Annotated in this window: 9 protein-coding genes; 1 reads left to right on the top strand and 8 read right to left on the bottom strand. The window is 54.4% G+C overall.

The window, feature by feature from the left end:
• Window positions 1–18 precede the first annotated feature (18 nt).
• The 7 genes from KOE80_RS18505 to KOE80_RS18535 all read right to left on the bottom strand — a co-directional run bounded on the left by KOE80_RS18505 (window position 19) and on the right by KOE80_RS18535 (window position 15,312).
• Window positions 19–855 (bottom strand): dienelactone hydrolase family protein, encoded by an 837-nt coding sequence (locus tag KOE80_RS18505; RefSeq protein ID WP_226349696.1) that lies wholly within the window; start codon window positions 853–855, stop codon window positions 19–21.
• A 516-nt stretch (window positions 856–1,371) separates the two neighbouring features.
• Window positions 1,372–1,803 carry a hypothetical protein gene (locus tag KOE80_RS18510; RefSeq protein ID WP_060185968.1) on the bottom strand — a complete coding sequence of 144 codons (432 nt, stop codon included), beginning with the start codon at window positions 1,801–1,803 and terminating at the stop codon, window positions 1,372–1,374.
• Between the two features lie 295 nt (window positions 1,804–2,098).
• Window positions 2,099–2,566 (bottom strand): hypothetical protein, encoded by a 468-nt coding sequence (locus KOE80_RS18515; protein WP_226349697.1) that lies wholly within the window; start codon window positions 2,564–2,566, stop codon window positions 2,099–2,101.
• 698 nt (window positions 2,567–3,264) lie between these two features.
• On the bottom strand, window positions 3,265–3,696 hold the full coding sequence (locus tag KOE80_RS18520) for a hypothetical protein (protein ID WP_060185969.1): 432 nt from the start codon (window positions 3,694–3,696) through the stop codon (window positions 3,265–3,267).
• Complete coding sequence (locus KOE80_RS18525; protein ID WP_226349698.1) at window positions 3,693–12,488, bottom strand: hemagglutinin repeat-containing protein; 8,796 nt, start codon at window positions 12,486–12,488, stop codon at window positions 3,693–3,695. Before KOE80_RS18525 ends, KOE80_RS18520 begins: the two co-directional genes overlap by 4 nt.
• Before the next feature lie 47 nt (window positions 12,489–12,535).
• Window positions 12,536–14,239 carry a ShlB/FhaC/HecB family hemolysin secretion/activation protein gene (locus KOE80_RS18530; RefSeq protein WP_060185971.1) on the bottom strand — a complete coding sequence of 568 codons (1,704 nt, stop codon included), beginning with the start codon at window positions 14,237–14,239 and terminating at the stop codon, window positions 12,536–12,538.
• A 149-nt stretch (window positions 14,240–14,388) separates the two neighbouring features.
• Window positions 14,389–15,312 carry a DMT family transporter gene (locus KOE80_RS18535; RefSeq protein WP_226349699.1) on the bottom strand — a complete coding sequence of 308 codons (924 nt, stop codon included), beginning with the start codon at window positions 15,310–15,312 and terminating at the stop codon, window positions 14,389–14,391.
• A 346-nt stretch (window positions 15,313–15,658) separates the two neighbouring features.
• Between KOE80_RS18535 and KOE80_RS18540 the strand changes: the two genes are divergently transcribed.
• Complete coding sequence (locus tag KOE80_RS18540; protein WP_035268109.1) at window positions 15,659–16,591, top strand: bile acid:sodium symporter family protein; 933 nt, start codon at window positions 15,659–15,661, stop codon at window positions 16,589–16,591.
• A 119-nt stretch (window positions 16,592–16,710) separates the two neighbouring features.
• Here KOE80_RS18540 and KOE80_RS18545 read toward each other — a convergent pair whose 3' ends face one another.
• Window positions 16,711–17,622, bottom strand: coding sequence for a DMT family transporter (locus tag KOE80_RS18545; RefSeq protein ID WP_035268110.1), 912 nt, complete (start codon window positions 17,620–17,622; stop codon window positions 16,711–16,713).
• Window positions 17,623–18,261 lie beyond the last annotated feature (639 nt).

Consider the following 18,261-nt stretch of genomic DNA (forward strand, 5'->3'; position numbering starts at 1 on the left):
ACCCACCTTTTGGACGGCTTAGCTCAAATGCTCACGGAAGAACTCGCGAATGCGTTTATAGGCCGCTTCGCGGGCAGCGGGATTGGCTCCCACATGCACTCCTGCCTGACCATTAACACCGTTAGGTACATTCTTACGGACGTAGACTTCATTTTCGCTGTCAAAGGCATGATAGGCGCCTTCATACACAATCAGTTCAACAGGCTCGTTGCGCTGCTGGCTACGAGTCGTCAAATCTCTGCACGGCGCTACCGGCGTCCAGTCGTCTTTCTCGCCAGCCAAAATCAACAAAGGGCCATACGCAGAAAACTCGGGGCGCTTGCGCGACTGCCAGCCGCAGCCTGGGTATAGGGCCACCGCCGCTGCAAATTGCTGTCCCGAGCGCTTATACGCTTCGCTTGTCGCGTCCATTGCCGACAACGCACCGCTACCCCCGTGCGAAAACCCGATGGCACCGATCTTGTCAGTCACAATGTCAGGGCGCGAATTTAAGTACTGCAAGGCCCCATAGGCATCCCTGATCCGGTGTCTGTTCTTAATATCCCGGTCCGCAAGAGGTGTCGTGCATATTTGTGACACGCCACGTGGATTAAAGCTGTCCACAATCAACACCGCATAGCCCATCTCGTTGAGCAAGTGCGCCATATTGGTAAATCGCGAGGTAATGCGCCCAGTCTTGACGGATAATGCACCGGCGCAGCCATGAAACATGACAACAGCAGGGAAAGGCGCAGCGCCTGCGGGCTTGAACAGGTATCCGTCCAGCGTTAAAGCCTGATCGCCCTTCCACTTATCCAGACTAGGAAAACGAAGCTGCTCAGGCTGTACCGGTTCCCCCTGCGCTACTCCCAGCATGGCCCCGCCCAACACAAGAGCCAAAGCCGCTGAGACCAGGTTCCTGATCCGCGAACCAGACCTAAAGCTGAAGTCTCTTACTATATATCCCGCATCAATCCGATTATTTACCAGGTTCTGCCTACTCTTCTTCATCGCCACCACTACCAGAAAATCTCGTTCAAAACACAAGGCCAAGCGCTGCCGCCAGACAGTACGACAACAATGCGGCTCCAAGCCTAGTGCAACATAATTGGAACTGCGATTCAACCGAGGTTAACAACCCCTTAAGCCTATTGGCGCTCTCAGAACATGGCGCACGGTACTGCCTCGAACAGGCACAATCCATACCTTAGGTAACGAAATACCTAGCGCTAATCCTTGAATTTTGTGTCCAGACAAGCCCCGGCACTCACCTGATCAAACTGAGCCGTTCAACTTTGGGCTTACCCTCTCTTGCCTTTTGGCTTAGTTAAGGCGTCCAAGAAATAAGCTCAACACACCCACAGGCTAGATCACCTATTTATTCAGGCTCCGTTACTTTTCCGGGACCTTATCTTTCCGGTACGAATTTGGGGCCTGCTTAGGCAAGGCCCATATGGCCATTAACAATGAGGTGCCGCCTCCCAGTAACGCACTCGCCCAATCCTTCAGGCCTGGAAATACAAACATGTTCCACAGTAAGGCGGTCAATGCTCCTAGAAGCGCAATTAATAAAACGTTAAGCCATGTTCTGGTAGGTTTCACCACGCTATAGATCAAGGCCAGTAACAGCGCTGGGGCGCCATAAAAAGCAAGTGCATTAAGAGCGGCCAACAAACCACCTGCCATACTGCCTACCAGCACCACCCAAGCCTGATCCCCGGACTGGGCCCCCGAGAGCGCCAGCCACACCCCAATAAACAGACCCGCCAGCATGGGACACAACAAGAAACCCAAAAATACCCGCAAGCGTGGGTACGGACTCATGCTTCGCCCCCCTGATTGGCTATACATCAAAAACTTATACGCAAAACGAACCTAAGCCCTTCTTCCAAGATGAATCAACTTATTCGCCTCTAGGGTACTTAGGCAAGACCCATAAGCCATCAAGGGCTGTCATGGCGCTATTGATTACCATGATTGCTCGCACCGTTATGCTCTTCGCTCACCCGCTCCAAGTGGACAGGGTGTTAAGAAAATGATCGATCTATCGTCTTAATATTTAATAAAACCCATTTACGTTGGCTTTCACCAATTCATGACCGGGTTAATTTCAACTATTTCACTGTTTTCTGTCGCTTACTTCAGACCGTTTAGGCAAAACCCAAAACGCCATCACCAATGACGAAATCGCGCCAAGTACAAATGCACTGGCAAACGGCGTGGTTAACCAATTTTCAGAAATTGCCTCCCAATAACCAAGCCCATCATTAGCAGGAGATATATACTGACCCCAGAAAAAAGCCAGAAACCCACCAAAAATAGAAATAAACAAAAAACTCATCAACGATCGAAAAGGACGAAAAAACAACAAAACCATAGATATAATAAAAGCCGGTGGAATATTAATAACGATAGTAAAAAAAACTATTACCGGCAAAGAACCAGAAAAAAAACCCAAAACCCCAAGCCAACTTATTTTCGGATCTATTATTTGATAATAGGTTCCCACTAAAGTTGCAATAACACCCGCAATTCCAGGGCACAAAATAAACCCCAGACCAACTTTCCAGTATGGATAGCCCTTCATGGTGTGCAACCTTGCTGTTCAGAATAACCTAGAAGCCTACATCCGTATCTAACACGAGACTGATAATCCAAGACATCAATCCCACCAGGCTGCCCCTGCTTATCAGAAGTAACAAAATTATTTCCAGCACCTAATATAGAGTTTGTATTAGTCTGCCATTCGGACATCAACCCAAATAAAAATCTATCCTTAAGATAACCTTCATGGATAGGCCGCAAAGTTTGCTGCTCACTTATTAACTGATTAATATCCCACCGCACCGGGTCGCCTCCGTGGTTATCCAGGGCTTTGAAGTTGCTAAAGCCCGCATTCATCAAGGCGCTACCCGCTTCTGCCCGCCAATCATAAATAGTATCTGCGTTTATTCCAGCTAAAGCAGACCCGAACAGAAAAGTCTAAAAACAACCATCAACTTTCATCCAATTCTGTTCAATTTCATTCCGTATCTTTTATAGTCGGACCACATAATCATCTCAGCACGTTAATCAAGCATGAACACAAAAACTCAGTGCTTATCACCTATTGCAAATTGCCACTGATGCTCAAGCCCTTTTCCTTGCCGTGAAACTTGCAAAGAAAAATCCTCTGAGTAGAAACGCGTAGGTGGAGGCTATATGTACTAGCCTCCACCTTAGTTGAAGAGTTCATAACACAAGCTCAGCATGCCTAGGTTATGTCACTTACGTCCCCAGGCTGTGCTACGTGTCCGACATCGTGCCTTTCAGGTGCGAATTTGGGGACTGCTTAGGTAAGGCCCATAGGGCCATGAATAGTGACGTGCCCCCCCCCAACAACGCGCTCGCCCAATCCTTAAGACCGGGAAACACAAACATATTCCAAAACAACGCAGTCAGCGCCCCCAGAATGGTAATCAATAAGACACTAAGCCCTGTTTTTGTAGGTTTCACTACGCTATAGAGCAAGGCTAATAGCAGCGCTGGAACACCATAGAAAACAAGCGCATTGAGTGCGGCCAGCAAAGCACCTGCCATACTGCCTACCAGTACCACCCATGCCTCATCCCCGGGCTGTGACCCCGACAAGGCCAGCCACACCCCAATAAATGGGCCGGCCAGCACGGGACAAAGCAAGAAACTCAAAAATACACGCCAGCGTGGGTATGGACTCATGGTTTGCACCCCTGTTCCTGGCTATAACCTAGCAGCTTACATCCGTAATTTATCCGCGAGTTATAGTCCAGAATATCGATCCCGCCGGGTGCGGTTTGTCTATCTGGCAGTATTGCGCCCAGACCATCACTATTGGTCATCGTTTTAGATACCCATGTAAACACTACGCGGTCCTTCAAGTATTTTTGATGGATAGGCTGCAAGGTTTGTTGTTCACTTCGTAGTTGATTGATATCCCACTGCACTGGGTCAAGATCTTGGTTATACAAGTCCTTGAAATTTGAGAACCCGGCGCTCATTAGCGAATTACCAGCTTCTTGCCTCCAATCATAAATTGTGTCTGCATTTACCCCCGCGAGAAGCGAACCGAACAGGAATGAATATCCTGAACCCTTTCCGTCCGCACCCAGGCCTGTTAAGGCTGCACGCGATACATCTTCCGCACCCCCATACCACTTCGCCCCCGAACCGACATGTTGCTCATAGCGGTCCGATGCACCAAAGAAGTCCGCCCGGTTATCAATGGTGTTGTAGTACAGCGCAAAGCGTGATTCGGCCCCGAGGCTGTTGTAGACATAATCAAAGGTGTTTTTGGACGAACGGGTCACGTCTCCATTCAATAAGGCCCAGGCATCTTGCATGGCTATGTACTGCGTAGCCGTATTGACCGCAGTACGACATGCATCCCCCACCGGATTGGCCGCGCACAGCGCATTCATTTCTCGATCAAGCAACTGACTGAGACGTTCAGCCTCTTCCTTACTGACCCTCTTTTGCTCCTCGGACGAGCAGGTCTTGCCGCTCAGGCAGGCTTTCACTTTATCGACAGCCGATTGCGTCAGATAGTTGTTATCAAGGGCAGCAATAGCGCTGTTGGTGGCGGTAGCCGCCTCCAGGCCACCGGTCGCACTGATGCCGGCCACCAGCGTTGCAATCAGATTGCGCTTCGCTTCTTTTGCCTGCGCCGTCTCTCCCGGTTGATCCAAAAACAAATTGGTCAACAAGCTACTGCTTGCAGCGCCTAACGCACCGTCGGCACAACCTTGATTACTGGCCGCCGCTCCCGCACACGCCAGCACACCGTGCAAGGCGGCATGCAAGGCACTGCCTTCGGTCAGTGTGCCGTCTTTAACTAAGCCGCCGATATACCCTGCCCCTTGCTGTTGCAGGTAATTGACCACCAGATTCTGGGCAAACTGGGATGAAGCACCAGTCACGTTGCCGCCCGCAGCTGCCGCCAAGGCCGTTAACACCTGACGACCCGTACCACCCGGGGCCCAGATTGCCGTGGCTTTTAGCTGTTGCTCAAGCGCTGCCAAACGTGCAGGATCACGCTCACCTTCCGGTTTGCTTCGTTCACGATCCAATGCCTTCTTAGCGGCAGTGGCTTCGTTGGCCCGATTATTCAGGAATACGCCGGTCTCGCGTTGCAACGCTCCGACAATCTCAAAGCCCGCCTGGATTTCTCGCTCGTTGAAAATCGGCTTGAGGGCATTGCTGCCGTCCTGGCCCGTCAATACGTCACGGTTCAAACTGGCCAGACGCTCATCCAGTGTTTCCCCGGTGAGAAGCTGTTGTTTAGCTTGATCCGTAATCGTGATTTGGGCGCCACTAATGCCGCTATACGTGGTGCTGCTGCTCTTGCCGCTGGCCGCCATGACCATTGGCGGGCTGGCGCTAAAGCCGCCCGTGTTGGGCAAGGTGGTGCCAGGCACCTGCTCGCCCGTGGCAGCTTGGCCTTGCTGGTCCGTACCTACACCCGATGAGGTATCACTGCCGCCTGAACTATACCCAACCCCCAGACTCATACTGCTGGCTTTGTAATGGGCGTAATTGTCTATATCGCTTGCGGTCAGCGTACCCGTCGTCAAGGTGTTAAGCCCGTCCTTGACGGCTTGCTCTGAAGCGGTGATGACGGCCCCTTTCAGGTCCGTATTCCCTTTGACCGTGATTTGGAAGCCCGCATCCCCAGCCTCAATACGAGACTGCTCGTGAACGCTGGCGTAATCACTATTGATCTTCTGCTTGCCAACGTTGGCACTGGCCGAAAAACCGACTCCTACCATCACGCTGCCACCAACATTACTGTCCTTGCTGGTAAAGCGGCTCGTATCTTGCAGGCTCTCTATATTGAGATCGCCCCCCACATCCGCCACCACTTGCTGACCACGGGCTACCGCGCCGCGCAGATTCGTATCACCGCCGGACTCCAGCACCAGACGGTCTCCCGCGGTGACATAGCTATGACTCCAGGTCAGGTCTTTACCCTCGCCTTTGCCCTTGCCACGACTGGCGTTAGCCGTCACACCAAAGCCAATCCCATTGGACCCCAAGGAAACGGCCACCCCCACGCCAGCACTGGAACTACTGCTGCTGCGGTCAGTCTGGACCGTGTTTTCTGCCGCCAGCAAGTTGATGTCGCCATCAGCCTTCAGATGAACATCGCCCCCTGCGCTGACCGTACTGCCACGCGCCGTCAGGTCGGAATCCTGGCCCGCACCCGTCGCACTAATACGGACATTTCCACCTGCTGCCACCGTAGAGTCGGCGGCTGTGTCGTAGGAGGTCTTGGACTTACTGTCGCTTTTACTGGAACCGACCGTAATCGAGAGGTTGATCCCCCCGGCCGTTGTAGGGTCAGCGCTGACCGCATCGTAGGCATTGACGGCCGCCAGCCCCGTCGTGGCGGCCGCTAAGGCTTTCATTCGGGTATCAGAGGTATCGCTGGAGGCCCGCTTCATCTGCTGACCTGTCTGAATAGCGGAAATGACCGGCGAGGTCAAAGCCACTGTCAGGCCCGACTGGCGAAACTTACTTTCCTGAATGTTTATGCCGGTTTCACGAGCCTCAAGAATATCCACCCGCTTAGCATGAATGTCGATATCGCCTTTGGGTGCCAGAACATGGCTACCTGTCTGCTGATAGCGATTACCCGCTGCCAACATGACATCCCCATCCGTCGAGCCGATTGTCGAGGCCGCTGCCCGTGTGCTGGCATCCTGTTGGTCAGCACTTTGCATCTGCTTGCCAATCGTGAAACTCAAACCGCCGCCAGTCATGAAACCGGATTTGTCGACCCGCTTGAAATGGCTTTCCTGCTTGGTATCTGTTGCGGCCTGAATGGTCAGATCATTGCGGGCCGCAATAACGGTACCCGCATCAGACACCAGATTGCTGCCAGTGACCGTGACATTTTCCCCTTGCACAGCCACGGTCTTACCACTGAAGGTACTGGATACGGCCGTTGTTTCCTCCAGACTGTCGCGGGTGGTCATTTTCTTGGAACTGAGCAGACCACGACTTTTGATTTGCCGGCCTTCACTCCAGTTACGACTATCTTGTCCGGCCAAAATCTGGGCCTCGCCTTGCGCAACAGCGACCACAGCGCCTTGCTCACTGGTCACGGTCGCGGCAAGCGCTGTCAAGTCTCGACCTGCTTGTACCCGTACGTCCCCCGCGGTCGTGATACTGGTGCCTACCTCCCGCTCATAACCTTGCTTCAGGTAGTTGTTGGCATCAAGAACATTATTCTCTTGTTCTGCAATGGCGACGGTCCCCAGACTGACATCACGACCGGCCACCAGCGCAGTCTGGCCGTCCTTGCCGCTATTGATCACTTGTGCTGCATTCAGTGTGAGGTCACGACCGGCTGCCGCCAACAGAATGCCATCAGAATTGGTCACGTAAAGGCTCGCCACCCGGTCTAGGTTGGTCCGGCTAAAGTCACTTTTCCCTGCCTGCTTGACATCACTGTGGGTCGTGCTGACCACGTTAAGGTCGCGTCCGGCATCAAGCAGCAAGGCGCTCTTGGCCTGGATCGTGCCACCCACATTGTCAATATCCTCACGGGCACTAAGGACCACTGCGTCACTGGCAATACGCCCTCCCAGATTACGCAGGTTCTGTCCCGTGATCCGGACGGCTGTACGCCCGGCAATCATTCCGGAATTAAGCACATCATCCTTGATAGCAAGATCGATCGCGTTGGCCGCCACTAAGGTGCCGCTCCCATCAAGATCATCCGGTCTGACGCGAACATAGACTTGCGGCACTAAAGCACGGGCCTTGCTGCCATCCGGTAAGGTGACATCACGCTCGACCAGCCAAACCATATCGCTGGTCAGTTGAGCCATTTGCTCTGTACTGAGCGCGACTCCAGGGCGCAAATTCCATTTCTTGGCATAGGAGCTGCCCGCCTCCAGCAAAGCACGATACTGCTCCTCATCATTGACGTAGCCTTCCAAAAAACGGCGTCCCGTTAATTGATTGATCTGGTCACGAACCAGCTTTTGCTCATAAAACCCATCGCCCAGACGCTTGAGCATCGTGACAGGATCATAGCCAAGCCGGGTCAACATATAATCCGAGCTGAGCCATTGGCGATAGTCGGTAAATCGCGGGTCGGCCTCAACCAGATAAGTACCAGCATCGGGGCTGGTGCGGAACAAACTGTTAGTGGGGATCTCGGTATCGACCTGAACCATCCGGATGTGCTCGAGCGTATCACCATTGAAGCCAGGGGCCTGAGCCTGAACTTCACTTATTGGCTTGCGCTCCACGGCGCCATTGCGCTCCAGTTGCCCCCCCACCTGAGCCGTCTGTCGATCATCAATGGCAAAGCCACTGCCTTGTCCCGCCGCATTCTCGATAAGCTTAGATACATCCAGGCTGAATGTAGTGACGCTATCAGCCGGGTTATAGGCAATTTTCGAATGCCATTTGCGCTGGTGATAACGCTTGAAACCACCCCGCCACCGGCTGTAGGTGTATTGGCTGGTTCCAGCCTGGCGAATGACATGCTGCCCAAAGACCGCTTCATTCTTTAGCTTATCCAAATCACCCTGAAGAACGCCACCAGCAATGATCTGACTCTTGTCGTTCAGCAGCTCATTGCCATGTAAAGTGAGATTACCACCGGCGCGAATCAGGGATGGAGCACTTTCGGTCACCTGGGTTTCATATTCGCTGCGGGTAATCTCATACTGAGTCCAGTTGCGCACCTCGGCACCCGTTTCCCGGTGACGATAGCGTCCAGCGCGGCTCCAGCCTTCCCACCGATACTCACTGATATCATGCTTGTTCGGATCCCCCGAGGGCTGAATATAAGTATGCTGTGTCGGTTCGCCTACCCGGACCAATTCGGTATTGAAATGCAGATTGCGATTGAGCAAACGGTTGGCATCGATGCTTATGCCACCCAAAGATTCAATGACGGCGCTGTCATTCAGAACCAGGACCGCGCGACCGGTCGCCTGCCCCTGCCCATCCAGTGCACCACCGACATTAAGAGCATCAGCACCTGGGCCAGCACTGAATATCAGCGCTTGCTCCCGATTATTAATAAGCTTGGCACCGATGTCCAAGCGCTCTCGTGCGGCGATGACAGCAGCACGATCACCCTCTTCCCGGTTATTAACAGTATCGGCCTGAATGCTTAGATGATCCCCATATAGGCGACCCGTACCCGCATTATCCAGCGTGCCCACATCAATATGAGTTCGAGCGCCATCGATAAGGCCACGATTACTTAACGTTCCCTTGGCAACAACGGTGGTGCGCCCCCCGCTGATCTCCCCCGTAACCGTGTTATTGACGTGTTCGCCACGCAGTTCAAGCGTACCCGCCTGAATCACGCCCTGATTGTTCAACTGTGCAGCCGAGTGAATCACTGCTTGGCCGTTAGCCCGAATATCATTCAGGTTAGTGAAATTCTGCTGAACAGACAGGCTCAGATCGCCTTTTGAATGCAGGCTGCCATCACCTCCTACCGTGTCTGCGGCAAGCGCTAAGGATTGGCCGGCAAGCATCGTACCTGACTGGTTAAGCACCCGATGGGCAGCCAGTTCAATACGGCCATCCGAATACAACTGGCCTGCCGTGTTATCCACCACACTGGCCGTACCGCTTCCACGAATCACCAGGGAGTCATCCGCAGCCAACGCACCCTTGGTGTTATCAACATGACCCGCCGTCAACGTGACCTGTTTGCCTTGTATGCCCCGAGAGGGGCTGGCATCTGTGCCTTGAGTATGCTGATTAAGAATCTGCTCCGCTTGAAGGTGTAGCGCCTTACCTGCCGCTATCAGCCCAGCCCTATTGTTCGCCACGCCCGACAGCTCCAGATTGGCATCACCTTGGCTGTAGATCACCCCTTCACGGTTATCCACATTCGCACTGGTCAGCGTCAGGGCCTGGCCGCTCACGATCCCGCCCGCACTGCCCGAGCCTGTGTTGATCAGTTCCTGCCCATGGGTATCCAGACGCAACGCTTTGTTCGATTGCAGCAAGCCGCCGGCATTATTCAATGCTCCACTGTCCAGATTCAACGTGCCATCCGTGCTAGCAATGGTGCCGCCGGCATTGTCCAGCGAGGCCCCTTGGGTATGAACATCAACACGAGAGCCCAGCACGATGCCCCCCGCATTGCCCAACCCAGCATTCATCAGGCGGGTAGCCGCAGCACCTTGTACTATGCCGTTGGCGTTCTCGGTACGGCCCTGTGTCCGTACCTCCATGCCACCGTCCGTGGACACAAGCAGACCGCCTTCACGGTTATCGACGGTTCCGGCGTCAATAAACACATCGGCCACACCCAATACCTTGCCACCTTGATTATTGAGCGACTCTTGAACATCCATGCTCAATGTCTGTGCGGACGATACCGTACCGCCCTGGTTGTGAAGCGCGCCCGCTTGCACTTGCACGTGACCATTGCCGATGATCATTCCGTCACGGTTATCGATTGAGTCCTGCGCCTTCAGTACCAGGGCATCCCCGCCCGTGGCCAGCAAAGTGCCTCTGGCGGTATTGAGCGTGCCAGTCTCAACGCTGATTGTCTGTGCCTGCGTCGTGGCCTGTTGCAAGTCTGTCGTTGTACCGCGAAGATTCAAGGTGCCATTACTGGCAATATGGCCTTGCTGCCCCTGCAAGTTGGCGGCATACAGGTCAAGGTGCCCACTGCCTGCGTGCAAAACCTCACCTTCCTTGTTTTCCAAGACACCGGCTCGAATGTTCAGATCAGCATTACTGGCCAGTTTTCCCCCGTCACGGTTATCAAGTGTGCCCACCACCTGCACACGAGTCGATTGATCGCCTGTAGCGACAAGCTGGCCGCCACGATTGGACAGTTCCTGTGCGCTCAGATCAAGCGAACCGGCCGATTGCAACAGGCCCTTGTCATTACGGAACTGCCCGACGGCAATTTGGGCCTGATCGGCAAGCTTGATTTCCCCCTGACGGTTACTCAAGTCGCCGCCGCTAACCTCAAGCCGCCCTAGGCCCAGGTGTCCCCCATCATTATTCAGCCCCGCTTTGGCAAGCATATTGATATTGCCACCAGCCACAATACGGCCACCCGTATTGTCCAAGCTAGTCGCAATATCAAGCTGTCCCGGCTCCAGCGGCGCAACGCTACCAACGCCCGTGCCTTCCTGGCCAGTGCCCGGCGCCGGATTAGCGCCCGTACCGCCCGTTTCCCCATCCACACCGGTCCCCGAAGGAGGGGGCTCTCCTGACGATGAGTCCTGAGCAATCAAACCAATACGACCGCCCTCCCGGTTGCTGATTTGAGCGGCTGACAATGACAAACTCTGGGTTCCAGCCTGCTCAATGGTGCCTGCCTGATTATCCAAAGACTGGGCTTTAATCGCCACCCGCCGCGCGTTCAGCGTCCCCTGGCGGTTATCAATATCCTTGACACTGTCTATGGACAGCTCACGGCCCGCACTAATGACGCCGGTGTTTGCCAGGCCATCATTTGCCTGTATCTGCGTATCTGCCTTGGCCTGTATCGTGCCACTATTTTCCAAACGACCATCGGCAGTCACCACCACCTGCCCCACATGAGCACCAATCGCACCAGCGTTACGCACCCCGACCCCACGCTCGGTCCCCACGAGAACAATTTTCTGGCTGTACATGCCCCCCAAGGCGCCGACATCCAAGGCAAATGCAGGCGCCCCGCTATCGGTATCGACGGCTTGCACCTTGCTGTGGTCGGCACTGACTTCATTGGCACCCGTAGTGACCTGTAATTGCTGTGCCCAGATGCCTGCATTGACTTGCACCGAGCGGGCGATTAAATCCGTATAGTCAGCGGCACTGGCATCCAAACCTTGACCCAAAACCGAAATGCTGCCGCCTTGCACACGGTAGCCCTCCAGCGCCCCACCATTGATAATCGGTTTGCCGGTGGTCAGCGTGCTACGGTCAGCATTGATAAAACCACAACCATCACACGAGATACCCGCAGGGTTGGCAATGATCAGTTGCGCACGATCACCCGCCACTTCCACATAGCCCCGCAACAGGCTGGGATCGTTGGAGTTGACCTCATTTAAGATAACGCGCGCCGTCCCTTGCGCCAGCCAGGGGTTGCCTTGCACCCAGCCTCCCAATTGGGACTGCACACTTGTACGGGAATTGTTAAGAATCGCACCTTGCGTATCGACATCAAACTGCTGATAAGTATTGCGCGAGACACCCGCAGCGCTAGGCGTTTGGATGTTAACCAACGGCACCCCATTGGCTGCTTCCAGCACCGTTGGCTGCTGATTGCCCGGAGCATTCGGATCGGCTACAAGCTGAGCATGGGCTACCGGCACCATAAAAACCTGACCAAGTGCCATCGCCAAGGCAAAGTAGACAGGATTGACAACGGCCAGGAAGCGACTATGCGCGGTGGTGCTCGTACCAGCACGCCCACCGGGTCCATTGCGGCGCACAATTTCCGCTACAACCTGGAATAAGCCCAACGTACGGTTAAAAACAATACGATATAAATTCTTGTTCATATCATCACACTCTGGATCTGGCGCGAAATAAGAAAGAAAAGTTCAGTTCAGTAGGACCAGCTCAGGGTAAAGCCCGTCGTGACCGAATCGGTCTTGAATCCTTCAGGCTTATGAAGAGGCACACCGGCGTACAGATCCCAGTAAAACCCCTTGGCCCCTCCTCGCAGCCCAATCACGGAACCCGCTAAGTTGCGTCCCTGAAGCCAGCGTGTGGATGGCCCACCTACATGACCATAGTCGGCACCCAAGTACAGTTCCTGGCCGGCACCAACCGCTACACCGATTTCATTGCGCCAGACCCAACCGCGCTCACCCATGAGCATCAGCTCACCATCAAAGCCACGCACCGAGTAACGGCCGCCAATAGAGAAGCGATCCTGCGGGACCAGAGGCGTACGATTCCATTGCGCTCGCCAACTACTGATGTAGCGGGCGCGCTGAGTTCCCAGCGAGAACGGCGCCATCAACTGCACATCGGCAGTAATCAACTTCATCCGTGAGGTGCCTTCTCCGAAGGGCTCCTCAGGCGCACTTTTCGCTTTAAAGGCTCCCGTGCCACGACGATAAGCCACACTCGCATCCAAGGTACTGTTACCCAAATACTCACGATGGGTCACCCCCAGCTCCCAGCCACCCGTGCGACGGTTCTGGACCTCGATTTCCACATCGTCAATAAAGTTACTCGAGCGACGTGTCCAGGCTCGGCCAAACAAGGCTGTTTTTCGTGTTGCGTCACGGTAAACCAAACGTGACAAGCGTAACTCTGCATTGTCACTGGTGCCGCTGTACACATAGCCTTGGTTGTAGCCCGCAATCGTTTGATGATATTTATAGCTACTGATGGTCGCGCCCAGCGTCCAGTAACCATAGGGCACACTGTAATGAAAGGTCTGTGCCCGGTTACCTTTGCCACGGCTGCTGAACAGGTCGTAGTTAAGGTTGACGTAAAACAAGTCGTTCAGCATCAACAGGTCATCCAGCGAGACGGTCACGCCCCCTTGCAGCTTGCCTGTTGACTTACTGCCAGAGTCATCTAAATGGGCCGATAAACGGATCGGCGGCGAGCGTTGCTGCCATGCGATTAATAGATCACTGTCGCCAGGCCGGGCATCGTCGCCTTCAGCGGGAACAATCTGAATATCTGCCTCTACGGTGGGAACACGCTTGAAATTCTCCAAAGCCTGTTCAATATCGCGCAAATTCAGTAAATCGCCCCGTCGGATAGGAACCGCGTTCCAGGCTGTCGCCTTCAAGGATGTTTCTTCGGTAAAACGTACGTCACGCACACGACCTGGAACCAGCGTTAAGGTCAGTTGGCCCGCACGCAAATCTTGTGCAGGCGCCAACACACGCGTTGTGACATAACCACGCGCGATAATCGCATTCTGAATACGGGCCATCACCACGTTGATCCCGTCCGTACCCAGGCAACGCCCCGTAGCGGGATCATGGGCCGGGTCGGCTGCCCTCAAGGCCCAGGTAAAACGCGGGGACTGGTCCCCCTCCAACCGTATTTGTGAAATAGGAAAGCAAGGACTTTCCTTATCAGGCAATTGCTCAGGAGCAGGGGTCTGCACAGGCGGCAAACGCACATCGGGCAAGGTTTCTTGCTGTTCACGCAGGATACGTTCCCGTTCCTGCTGCCGCAGCAATTCCTGCGCCATACCATTTTGTGTCTGCGCCAATGCAGGAATAAACGGTGCAAACAAAACCAACAAAGGCCACCTCTTGGGCCAAACCGTGCCCCTCATCACCTATATCCTTTTGCGTAAGCATCAATAGTTTTTTCTAATACCTATAAACTGGCGGGACTAATGATACCCAAGTAAACAAAGGGTGAGCACAGCAGTAATACTTTGTAGAACCATTTACGGATGCGGACAAGTTGTGTGGGTATAAGTCAGGGCGATTTGGCTCCTGAACGCTGCGGCAACGTCGCCAACAGCAAACCCGCCAAGGCCAGGATGAAGGCGTAAATATGCACGGTCGTAAAGCTCTCACCCAGCACCAGCACACCTACTGCTGCGGTGCCCAGGGGCATCAAGACCATAAACACCGCGGCTTGCGAAGCAGGTACGGAACGCACTCCCGTCATCCACAGCCAGACCGTCCAGACACTTGCAGCCAAGGAATAAAACACCAGCAAAGGCCAGATCCAGCCTGCCGGTGCCGTGAAATCGAAATCCCAGGCGGCGTATAAACCTAGGGGCGTAATCAGCGCCAGGCTACACAGATTGATGATTGCACTGATGCGCTTGGGGCTAAGCACGGCGGTCAGGCGCTTGCCTATGACCGCATAAGCCGACTCGCACAGGACGGCACAAAAGATCAGCGCATTGCCCAGCCACATTTTTCCTGGGTCCAGTTGACCCACACCGTGATCATCCGCCTGTACCAAGGCCAATAAGGCAATCCCGCCCATCCCCAGGGCCAGTGACACCCAGGTGCGCGGCCCTATGCTTTCTTTCAGGAAGTACCAACTGAACAAAGCCACCATGCCGGGAATGGCAGACAAAATGACGCCTGCAGATACCGCACTGGTCATGCTGATGCCCGTCACCATGCACAGCGTGAACAGGAAATTACCCAGAAAGGATTCCAGAAAAATCAGGCCACGGGTACGCAGGTCCAGCACGGGTTCAGTCGCTGGTTTACGTAGCCAGCGCAGCATGGCTATCCCGCCAATACCAAAGCGCAGCCAGGCCAACAGAAACACCGGCAGCGCCGCCACCAAAGGCCGTGTCAAGGCGATATAACTGCCCACCAAAGACATGGACAAGGCCAAACAGGCATATGCCGCCAGACGTGATCCCGCTCTATTCACCCACCCTCTCCTAATACACACATTTGCAAGGCAGCTAATCAAAATACCATGGCGGCCAGGGTCTACAATACGCCCGAGCTCGGCCTTCCAGGATAAAAACATGGCCTGCCATGTTGTCCGTTTCGCTCACCACTGCCTGTACTCCTGACCTTACCCAGATCTGCCCGTACGGCCCCGTGTTGCCAGCGCTTTATCCCACCCCATCGGAAAGTCGTATCGCCAGCCCTTAAGCAGGTCTGCGATGGACGGCCCTATACCCGGCCCGACCCATGCTGCTCCCCGTAACAGACTAATCCGCATCGCGCCGGCCCACCGGCCAGCCGTGCTCCTTGAAGGATATTTCATCATGCAGGCTATCGCCCGCCTGAGCCGTTTTGTTGGCAATACCTTTGCCATCTGGGTTCTACTGTTTGCCGTACTGGCCTATTACTTTCCCGACCACTACCGCTGGTTAGGCGCTTATATTGTTCCACTTCTGGGCATCATCATGTTCGGTATGGGACTGACCTTGTCGCGCCAGGACTTCGCAGAGGTGTTTGTACGCCCTGGCCGTGTGGCTATTGGTGTATTGGGACAATTCATCATCATGCCCGGTCTGGCCTGGTTTCTGACCTACGCCTTTTCCCTGCCACCCGAATTGGCCATTGGCGTGATTCTGGTGGGCTGCTGCCCCGGTGGCACCTCGTCCAATGTGATGACTTTTCTGGCCCGTGGCGACCTGGCCCTGTCGGTTGCCATTACGTCGGTCACCACCTTGCTGGCTCCCATCGTCACCCCTGCCCTGATTTACTTCCTGGCCAGCCAATGGCTGGAAGTCAGCGCCTCGGCCATGTTCTGGTCCATTGTTCAGGTAGTGATTCTGCCCATTGCCCTGGGCATTATTGTGCAATCCCTGATGGGTGAAAAGATCAAAGCCGGTGTGGCGGCCCTGCCCCTGGTATCTGTGGTGGCCATTGTGGCTATCGTGGCCGCTGTTGTTGCGGGTAACCAGCCCAAAATTGCGACCAGTGGCTTGTTGGTGTTCTCGGTTGTCGTTGTACATAACACCCTGGGCTACATCCTGGGCTATGTACTGGCACGCTTGAGCGGCATGCCTTTAGCACAGCGCAAGACGCTGGCTATTGAAGTGGGTATGCAAAACTCCGGGCTGGGTGTGGCCCTGGCCAGCGCCCACTTTTCGCCATTGGCCGCCGTGCCCAGCGCAATCTTCAGCGTCTGGCACAATATTTCCGGTCCCTTGGTCGCGACAATTTTCCGTCGCATGGGCGATGGCAAGTAAACACCTGCAGCCAGGTGCAAGGGCTTGAACCCAAGTCCACAAAGTAAAAAGGGACGCTCTACCGGGCGTCCCTTTTTTTGCATCCAGCGTGTCGCAAGACACCCACATCCGCTCAAGCCTCAGCTTTTACGCGAAGACACATAAATCCCGCCTACGATCAGCAAGAAAGCCGCTCCGTGGTAAAGCTTGGGGGTATCGCCCAGAATAAAAACCGACATCAAGGCGGCAAATACGGGCATCAGATTGACGAAGAAACCGGCCGTGGCAGCGCCCACTCGCTGGACAGCCACGCCCCAGCATCGCAAGGCGATCAGAGCCGGACCAGTCCCCACATACAGAATGGCCAGCAACAAGCCCCAGGACCAGTCGATATGCCAATCGGTGAACTTCCACTCCATGGCGGCAAAAGCACCCGACCAGATCAAACCGAAAAACACTTGTGCCATCACTACCGTGGCCCAGGTTTCTGCGATAGCCCCCTCATGGCGGCGCGTACTGAGCATCCAGCTATAGATCGCCCAGGCGATAGTGGCAATCACCATGTACACATCACCCGGCACAAAACGGAAGGCCATCAACTCCTGCCAGTCCGCACGCGTCAGCACCAGCACCACACCCAGCAAGGACATCAAGCCCCCCACCAACTGACGCCCATTGACGGTAGATTTGAAGAACAGGCGTCCAATGACCAGCATCCAGAACGGCAAGCTGGCGTTGACCAAAGTCACGTTAATGGGGGACGAGCTTTGTAGTGCCAGGTATTGCAAAGCGTTATAGATCCCTATGCCCAGCAAACCCAGAATCGAGTAGCGTTTCCAGTTGGTCCACAAATTACTGCCGCGTCGCAGCACTTGCCGTCCTACAAAAAGCAGAATGGTGAAAGCTACCAGCCAACGGAAGAAATTCAGGGTAATGGGCGGAACCTGATCATGAATCAGGCGCCCCACAATGGCATTACTTGCCCACAAGATCGTGGGTAAAACCAGTAAAGCCGTCGTGCCAGGGGTCAGTTTCTGAGTGCTCACAAGCATGTCCTAAAAAACGGCAACGGCGCATGTGATCCCTCCTCAGGTCAACTCTGCGCCGTTACGATTGGCCTAGTATATAGGCAAGCATGCCCTGCCCTCTACGCCTTTACCTGCCTGCTTGTGACGATGAGAACTGGTCAATCTTTGACCAATCCATAAATATTATTTATAATCATACAATTGTCACGTCATGGCGCTGATTGAATTTTATTGGCCCATCCCATCCACGCTCGTCTGACTTTAGCAACATCAGATGCAGCTACCCAGGGTAAATCGACCTTGAAACACCCCCACTTTTGGGAATAAAGCTTGACCCGATCAAGCGCCCCAAGTGCATTACTTGGCACCACAACCAGCACCTTTAACCGCAAGGGCCTGTCCCGCGCGTCGTTATGCAGGTCTCTGTTCCTGGCAAGTATTCGTGTTTTTGCCCGTTTTTCAGGTAGGCAGACCTTGTCTGCCCCGGCTGGATCCCCCTATGAACGGCGGGCGTGTTTTCAATTTGATCCACCTGACCCTGTCTGGAACCAACCATTCCTGACAGACACAGATTCACCCCGATTTTTATGGGCCTAGTGCAAGGCTGGGCTCCAGACACCGCTTGTCCGGTTTGTCGGTCTGCCTTGTTTCCAAGCCCGTCCC

The organism is Alcaligenes sp. 13f, from assembly GCF_020496585.1.
GTDB classification, from domain to species: Bacteria; Pseudomonadota; Gammaproteobacteria; order Burkholderiales; family Burkholderiaceae_B; genus Alcaligenes; species Alcaligenes phenolicus.